The sequence below is a fragment of the Desulfonatronum sp. SC1 genome, from assembly GCF_003046795.1.
GTDB lineage: Bacteria > Desulfobacterota > Desulfovibrionia > Desulfovibrionales > Desulfonatronaceae > Desulfonatronum.
Genome location: NZ_PZKN01000061.1, coordinates 1 through 6,920, shown reverse-complemented (window position 1 = coordinate 6,920; position 6,920 = coordinate 1). Strand labels below are relative to the sequence as shown.

3 protein-coding genes are annotated in these 6,920 nt (G+C 59.8%); 2 read left to right on the top strand and 1 reads right to left on the bottom strand.

What is annotated here, in order from left to right:
• Nucleotides 1-522: 522 nt before the first annotated feature.
• Both C6366_RS18265 and C6366_RS18260 read left to right on the top strand, forming a co-directional pair.
• On the top strand, nucleotides 523-1,872 hold the full coding sequence (locus C6366_RS18265; RefSeq protein ID WP_107740610.1) for a PAS domain-containing sensor histidine kinase: 1,350 nt from the start codon (nucleotides 523-525) through the stop codon (nucleotides 1,870-1,872).
• Nucleotides 1,873-1,928: 56 nt separating this feature from the next.
• Nucleotides 1,929-4,103, top strand: coding sequence for a PAS domain-containing hybrid sensor histidine kinase/response regulator (locus C6366_RS18260; RefSeq protein WP_107740608.1), 2,175 nt, complete (start codon nucleotides 1,929-1,931; stop codon nucleotides 4,101-4,103).
• Nucleotides 4,104-4,111: 8 nt separating this feature from the next.
• Here the strand turns inward: C6366_RS18260 and C6366_RS18255 are convergent, their stop codons facing one another.
• The gene (locus tag C6366_RS18255; RefSeq protein WP_107740606.1) at nucleotides 4,112-6,775 is read right to left on the bottom strand and encodes a TIGR03960 family B12-binding radical SAM protein; all 2,664 of its coding nucleotides are present in this window, start codon (nucleotides 6,773-6,775) and stop codon (nucleotides 4,112-4,114) included.
• Nucleotides 6,776-6,920 lie beyond the last annotated feature (145 nt).

Below are 6,920 nucleotides of genomic sequence, written 5' to 3'. Positions count from 1 at the left end.
ACAATGCAGCAGATGCGCACACTCCATTCATGTCTTTGTTGGAATGCCGGGGCACGAAAAGCGACCCGCAAGCTTGAGGAACCAAGCGACGCCCAGGCCCAGATACTGAAGGCCATGGGCTACGGAGTGAGCAGTGGGGTCTTACAGGAATTGGCGACTTAACACACCGAAATCACTTGCGTTTTCAAAAAAAATGACGTTCAATCTGTTAAACTCCTGTTACAGTCCATACGTCTAATTTGAAGTAACTACTCAGCAAATGTAGGTGCTCAAAAGAGAGAGAGGGAGCTATTGAATACAGCGGAAAAGACCTGAATTCCGGCCTTCGCCGGAATGACTGATGAAAGTAGATCATTGCATCTTCCGTCATACCGGCGAATGCCGGTATCCAGGTTTTTTTTGTCTGGCTCTGCTGACCAGTTACAATTTGATTTCAGTTCGTGATATTTTCGTGGCTGTGTAACGGTCCAGGATGAGTGCCCGGGACAAATTCACCTTCAATGACACGAAGGGAAGCAAATCATGAGAGGAGTAATGGTGGCCAAGCGGAAAGCAAGTCCGGGCAAGACAGGCTTTTTCCCAAGGGGGGACGGCGCAAGCCCGGACCGGACTCCTTTGCGTCGGCGGGCCGAGGATGTCATTGGAAGCACGGACATCTGGTCGGCCGAGGGGCTGGAGGCTCAGGCTCCTGAGGAAATTCGGCGAACGCTCCACGAACTGCGCGTCCACAAGATCGAGCTGGAGTTGCAAAACGAAGATCTGCGCCAAACACAGGCCAAACTGGACGCGATCCGGGAACGCTATTTCGACCTCTTCAATCTGGCCCCGGTGGGCTATTGCACGGTCGACGACAACGGACTGATCCAGGAAGCCAACCTGACCTTCATAAGAATGCTGGACGTGATTCGCGGCAATCTGAACAATAAGCCGCTCTCCCGGTTCATCCACAAAGATGATCAGGACATTTTCTATTTGAAAAACAAGCAGCTTCTCGCAACCGGTGAACCACAGGAATACGAGCTGCGGTTGCTGAAGCGGAACGGCACGTTTTTTTGGGCGCGCCTGGAGAGTGTTTTTGCCAAGACCGAGAACGCATCCGCTTGCCGCATCGTAATCAGCGACATCACCGAGCGTAAAAACGCGGAACTGGAAGTTGCTAGAGTGAATGAACAACTCCAGCTTTCGTTGGCTGAAAAAGATAAGTTCTTTTCCATCATCGCCCACGATCTGAGGAGCCCCCTGACCGGTTTTATTGGGTTGACCAGGTTGCTGGTGGACAATGTCAGGGATTATTCAGCGAATGAGATGCATAAATATGCCGTGAGTATGAAGGAATCCGCGGAAAAAATGTTTTCCTTGCTGGAGAACCTCCTGGAGTGGTCCAGATTGAATCGCGGGATGATCATGTTTGAACCGGATGAGATTGGCTTGGAAGACTTGATCCTCAGGACCACGGAGTCGCTGCAAACCGTGGCCGACCAGAAGAAAATAGCCATGCGTTACACCGTACCCTCCGATGTGAAGGTCTTTGGTGATCGGCGTATGCTCGACATTGTGCTGCGCAATCTCCTCTCCAACGCCCTCAAGTTCAGCAGCCTCGGTAGCAGCGTGTCCATCCAGGCGACACGTGACGAGGCCACGGTCGTCATTGCCGTTCAGGATAACGGCGTGGGCATGGATCACGGCGCGGCGGTTAAAATTTTTTCCCTTGACAAGACCACGTCGCGAATCGGCACCAAGGGCGAACCCGGTTCCGGCATTGGGCTGATCCTGTGCAAGGAATTCGTGGAGATGCAAGGTGGTCGCATTTGGGTCGAGAGCACGCCAGGCCAGGGAAGCATTTTCAAATTTTCATTGCCGATCAAGAACTGAAGCCGCACGCCGCCGCCCGAACGCCCTGCGGAAAGTACTCAAGGGAATAAAGGACCATGAGCGACATGAAGCAAGATCCCAGGCAGACGCCCGTCGACGTGGCGGTCCTGCGCAAACGGGCCGAGAAGCAGGCCGGGGGCATGGAGCCGGTCTCCCTGCCCGCGCACTCCCCCGAAGCCATCCAGCAGATGTTCCACGAACTGCGGGTGCATCAGATCGAACTGGAGATGCAGAACGTGGAATTGCGTCGCGTCCAGGCGGAGCTTGATGCGGGGCGGGCGCGTTATTTCGACCTCTACGACTTGGCCCCGGTGGGCTACGTCACGGTCAGCGAGAAGGGACTGATCCTGGAGGCCAACCTCACCGCCGTTACCCTGCTGGGTGTAAATCGCGCCGCGTTGGTCATGCAGCCGATCTCCCGCTTCATCTTCAATGAGGACCAGGACATTTACTACCTGCACCGCAAGAAACTTTTTGAGTCGGGTGAAGCCCGGACGTGTGAGCTGCGCCTGGTGAAAGCCGACGGCTCGGTCTTCTGGGCGCACCTGACGGCAACCGCCGCTCAAGCGGCAGGCGGCGCGCCGGTGAGCCGCGTGGCGATCAGCGACATCACCGAGCGAAAGCGGACTGAAGAAGCGCTCAAGGAGAGCGAGCAGCGTTACAAAACCCTGGCCGACTTCGGCCAGGCCCTGATCTGGACCTCGGGTCTGGACAAGATGTGCGACGACTTCAACCAGCCATGGCTGGCCTTCACCGGGCGGCCCCTGGAGCAGGAACTGGGCGACGGCTGGGTCGAGGGCGTCCACCCCGACGACCTTGATCGTTGTCTGTACGTCTATACCACGTCCTTTGGCCGCCGTGAGCCGTTCAGCATGGATTACCGCTTACGCAGACACGACGGAGAATACCGGTGGCTGCTGGACGATGGCGCTCCCCGCTACGACGCCCAGGGGAATTTTCTCGGCTATATCGGCCATTGCCTGGACATCTCCGACCGCAAGCAGGCCGAGGCCGATCTGATCCAGGCCAAGCAACAGGCCGAGGCCGCCAACCGTGCCAAATCCGAATTCCTGACCAACATGAGTCATGAGATCCGTACTCCGCTCAACGGCATCATAGGCATGATGCAGCTTTTGAAGACCACCACTCTGGACGTCGAGCAGCAACAACACGTGCAGTTGACCATAAAGTCGGCCCATCGGTTAACCAACCTGCTTTCCGACATCCTGGACCTGTCCCGGGCCGAGGCGGGCATGATGGCGATTCATGAGGCGGAATTCGTGGTCGACGAACTCGTCGATTCCGTGACGGAACTGTTCAAAATCACGGCCCGGGACAAAGGCGTGGCACTGGAATGCGTCACTGATCCCGCCACCCCTTTCCGGCTTGTCGGCGACGAAACGCGGGTCCGACAGATACTGTTCAATCTGGTGGGCAACGCCTTGAAGTTCACGAAACGGGGAAATGTCCGGTTGGAAATGTCCCCGTTGCCCGCGGGCAAGGATGACGTCTGCGGGATGTGGTTCTCCGTATCCGACACTGGCATTGGTATCCCCGATGATAAACTGAACGACCTGTTCAAACCGTTTGTCCAGGTGGACGGCTCCTACACCCGACCGTTTCAGGGCGCGGGACTTGGCCTGGCAATTGTCAATCGCCTCGTGGGCCTGATGGACGGTCATATCGTGATCAACAGCCAGCCGGGAGAAGGAACGCAAGTGCATGTGGTCCTGCCCTTCAAGCTGCCTGCCGGTGAGAGCGTCCTCAAGCTTCAGGAGACGGGGCAAGGGATTGAAGCAAAGCGGAAGTTGCACATCCTGCTGGCCGAGGACGATCCATCCAATGCTCTGCCTATCAGGCTATTGCTGGAAAAGGCCGGACACACGGTGATCCTGGCCGAGGACGGCCGGCGGGTCCTGGAGCTGCACGCGGCCCAAGACTTCGACGTAATCCTGATGGACGTGCAGATGCCTGTGATGGACGGGGTGGAGGCGACGAAAAGGATCCGGAGTCAGGAGTCAGAAGTCAGAAGCCGGAGTTCCGACCCTCAGGTTTCAAGTTTCATTCCTCAGCCCTCTCATCGGCGTACGCCGATCATTGCCCTGACCGCTTACACCATGCTTGGGGACCGGGAAAAGTTCCTGGCCGCGGGCATGGATGATTACCTGCCCAAGCCGGTGGACATGGCGGGCTTGAAGCAAGCCCTGGAGCGGGTGACGCGTCGGACCTGACCCGGTTTTTATCCGGAAACGGCCCTTTTGGCCGCGTCACCGGAGAGCCCCCGGATCTTGATCAGCCGGGTGGACCGGAAGGAGAGTTCCGGGGTCACGGCCGTGATGGTGGTCCAGGGGTTGAGGTAGTCTTCACGGAAGTCGAAAAGCAGCCGGAGACGGTTTACGTCCAGGAAGCGAATGGATCGGAACAGGGCTCGGAGATTGATTTCCCGTGAGCCGCGCTTGGTCTTCCTGGCAAAGGGGAACTGGTCCATGGAGAGGAACGACCGCCATCGGGTCACTGCCTCAGTCACGGACGGCGCATCGCGGTCCAGGAGGTGGAGCAGGTATTCCTCAAAGACCGGTTGATCGGCCCGGCCGTTGAGTGGGGCGTTCTCCACACCGCGAATTTCCAGCCCCCTGGGCATTTCCGGGGCCAGTCGGGCGCGTAGGTCGGCGGCGGACATGGGTGCGCGCAGCACGATGACCATTTCCTCGCGTACGCTGCCCACGCCCACTGGCAACGCCCGTCCGAAGGACATCCGGGGCATGGGGTGAAAGCCCTGGGAAAAACTCATGGCCACCCCGGCTCGGCGCATACAGCGCTCGAAAAGCCTGGTCAGCTCCAGTTGGCTGAAATAGACAGCCGGGCCGAGCTTGCGGTAGACGATGCGCAGGGCGTTGGCCTTGGCGCCCAGGTCTTCAGGGCCTTGCCCTGGTGTACGGTCCAAGTCCTCCTCAGGCTGCTCCCCTCCCGTCCCATTTTTCCCATTTAGCCCATCACTCCCATCCGTCCCATCCCCCAGCCCCGGGGGCAAGCCGCCGACTTGCTCATCCTGGTTCACACGGGGCCGAATATCCAAACCGGTCTGGCGGCGCAGCGCGGTCTTGACCTTGGTCGTGGTGCAGACGCCGCAGCCCAGACATTTGCCGTGGCGGCAGTCCGACGTGGTCCGGCCCTCCAGGGCCAGGCGGCGCTCCCGCAGCAGAAAGGAGCGGCGGATGCCGCTGGAAATGTGGTCCCAGGGCAGCGGCTGCTCCGGGTCTCTGGCCCGGAGGTACCAGTCCGGGTCCAGGCCGCATTCCCGCATAGCCCCCAACCAGGACTCCAGGCTCAGGGAGTCGGCCCAACTGGAAAAGAGCGCGCCCTTGGCAAAGGCTCGTTCCACCACGTCCGCCAGGGCCCGGTCTCCGCGGGAAAAGACGCCCTCCAGGTAACTCATTTCCGGCATGTGCCAGCGCATCACCAGCCGCTTGCGAGGCCGGAAGAGATCTCTGAGTCTGTTCAGCCGTCGTCGGGTTTCCTCGAAGGATATCTGTTCCTCCCATTGGAACGGGGTCTGAGGCTTGGGTACGAAGGGGGAAATGGAAGCCGTGATTTGCAGTCGTTTGGCCCGCTCTCCAGCCGTGGCCGCCACCTTCAGGCAGAGGTCCACGATGGCCTGCAAATCCTCGTCCGTTTCCGTGGGCAGGCCGATCATGAAGTAGAGTTTCACCGCGGACCAGCCCCGGGTGAAGAGCTCGCGGGTATGGTCCAGCAGAGCCTCTTCGGTGATGTTCTTGTTGATCACGTCTCGTAGACGCTGGCTCCCGGCTTCCGGGGCAAGGGTAATGCCGGTGCGGCGGATGCCGGCGATCATGTCCATGACCTGGCCGCTGACCGAGCCCACCCGGAGCGAGGGCAGGGAGACCGAGACCTGCCGGTCCCGACACCGGGCATGGCTGCGCTGGAACAGGGCGTCCAGGCAGGAAAAGTCTCCGGTGCTTAGGGAGAGAAAGGAGAGTTCGTCAAACCCGGTCCGGTCCAAGGCCTGTTGGATGATCCGGTCCAGTTCGTCCAGGCGGCGCTCCCGGACCGGACGATAGATCATCCCGGCTTGGCAGAACCGACAGCCTCGGGTGCAGCCCCGGGCGATTTCGATGCTCAGGCGATCATGGACCACCGGCCCGAAGGGAACAATTTGGTTCGTGGGGAAGTCCGCGGCGCTCAGGTCCGGCAGGATGCGTTTCTCCACCTGGGCGTAGTCGGCATAAAGAGGCTGGGGCACAGACGAGGGGCTTGCGACGTCTTCAGGTCCGGCGGCAAAAAACGACGGCACGTAGCAGCCGGTGATATTCCGGGCCGCTTGGAGGAATTCGGCTCTGGACATGCCTTGGGTCTTGCAGCGGTCGACCAGGGCCAGGATTTCCGGAAGGGCCTCCTCTCCGTCCCCGGCCACCAACAGGTCGAAAAACGGGGCCATGGGTTCGGCGTTGAAGACCACACCGCCGCCTCCAAGGATCAGGGGGTGGCTTTCGTCCCGGTCCTCGGAGCGAAACGGGATCCCCGCCAGGTCCAGCATGTACAGCACATTGGTGTAGCACAGTTCGTGGGTCAGGCTAAAGGCGAGGACATCCATATCACCCAGGGGGGTGGCGGATTCCAGAGTGCTTAGGGGTGTTTTCGAGTCCCGCAGAATCTGGGCCGCTTCCAGGGGCGGGGCAAAGGCTCGTTCGGCCCAGAATTCCGGATGAGCGTTCACCGCATGGTAAAGGATGCGCCCTCCGAGGTAGGACATGCCCACCTCGTAAAGGTCCGGAAAAGCCAGGGCCGCGCGCACCCGCACCTGGGTCGGATCCTTGTGCACGGCGTTGGGCTCGGTGCCCAGGTACTGGCTGGGGCGGGGAAGCAGGGGGAGCAGATCGCGCATGGTGGTGGATCTCATGAACGAACAAAGGGCGGCGGTGCACAATATTCCGCCGCCCTTCGTCGAATAAGGGTCAGAGGCCGAAAAGGCCGCTATTTGATCAGGGAGATGCCTTTTCCACCGGGGGCACCGGGTTTCCCACCCGGCC

Excerpts from the sequence above, each read along its gene's own strand:
- C6366_RS18265 (WP_107740610.1), top strand. The coding sequence starts at position 523 with ATGAGAGGAGTAATGGTGGCCAAGCGGAAAGCAAGTCCGGGCAAGACA.
- C6366_RS18260 (WP_107740608.1), top strand. The coding sequence starts at position 1,929 with ATGAGCGACATGAAGCAAGATCCCAGGCAGACGCCCGTCGACGTGGCG.
- C6366_RS18255 (WP_107740606.1), bottom strand. The coding sequence starts at position 6,775 with ATGCGCGATCTGCTCCCCCTGCTTCCCCGCCCCAGCCAGTACCTGGGC.